Origin of the sequence: Magnetospirillum fulvum MGU-K5, from assembly GCF_000442515.1 — a bacterium.
In the GTDB taxonomy this organism is placed as follows: domain Bacteria; phylum Pseudomonadota; class Alphaproteobacteria; order Rhodospirillales; family Magnetospirillaceae; genus Phaeospirillum; species Phaeospirillum fulvum_B.
In genome coordinates, this window is sequence record NZ_AQPH01000157.1 from 1 (window position 1) to 1209 (window position 1209).

The 1209-nt window shown below is 62.7% G+C and carries 1 pseudogene and 1 other annotated feature; the pseudogene reads right to left on the minus strand.

The features are described from left to right. Positions 1–39: 39 nt before the first annotated feature. Positions 40–1209, minus strand: a pseudogene (locus K678_RS17350) (IS3 family transposase); the annotation flags it as partial. Continuing rightward, positions 861–977: a sequence feature (AL1L pseudoknot), on the minus strand. Its footprint overlaps the pseudogene before it by 117 nt.

Sequence of the window (1209 nt, forward strand, 5' to 3'; positions counted from 1 at the left end):
TGAACCGCCCCGGTTTTGCCGGAGGCAGTTGATCCGTAGTTATGCGGCCATTGCCGCATTTTCCTGCGCAGCATAATAGCGTTCTTCGGCTTCTGCAGGCGGGATGTTTCCGATCGGCTCAAGCAGTCTGCGGTGATTGAACCAGTCGACCCATTCCAGCGTGGCGAACTCGACGGCTTCGAAGCTGCTTTGCGGTGAATCACCTCGGCCTTGTAAAGGCCGTTGATAGTTTCCGCGAGAGCGTTGTCGTAACTGTCGCCGACGCTTCCGACCGAGGGCTCGATGCCGGCTTCGGCCAGGCGCTCGGTGTATTTGATCGAGACGTATTGGCTGCCGCGATCACTGTGGTGCACGAGCCCGCCGCGATGAACCGGCCTGCGGTCGTACAGGGCCTGTTCCAAGGCATCCAGGACGAAGCTCGCATGTGCCGTCCGGCTGGCCCGCCAGCCGACGATCCTGCGGGCGAAGGCATCAATGACGAACGCGACATAGACGAAGCCCGACCAAGTCGCCACGTAGGTGAAGTCCGACAGCCAGAGCATGTTCGGCGCCGGAGCGCGGAACTGCCGGTTGACGTGATCCTGCGGGCATGGCGCCGACTTGTCGCTGATCGTGGTTCGCACGGGCTTGCCGCGAATCACCCCTTGCAAACCCATCTCACCCATCAGCCGCTCGACGGTGCAGCGGGCAACGGTCATGCCCTCGCGGCCGAGTTGCCGCCAGACCTTGCGGGCACCGTAGACCTCGAAGTTTTCGGCGAACACGCGGGCGATCTCGGGCTTCAGTTCCAGATCCCGACGCCCCCGCGCTGACAGCTTGGCGGGATCGAGGCGTTGGGCAACACGAGCATGATAGGTCGATGGGGCAATCGGCAGAACCTTGCAGATCGGCTCGACCCCGTACGCCTCCCGATGATCGTCGATGAACCCGATCATGGCTTGAACCGGCGGTCGAGCTCCGCCTGGGCAAAATAAGCCGACGCCTTGCGCAGGATCTCATTGGCCTGCCGAAGCTCGCGGTTCTCGCGCTCCAGAGCCTTCATCTTCGCCGCCATGTCCGACGGCACGCCAGCGCGTTGGCCGCTATCGACCTCGGACTTCTTGATCCACTCGTTCAGGGTATGCGGCGCGCAACCGATCTTGCTGGCGATCGAAACAATCGTCGCCCATCGCGACGGGTGCTCGCCCTCATGCTCGTAAACCATCCGCA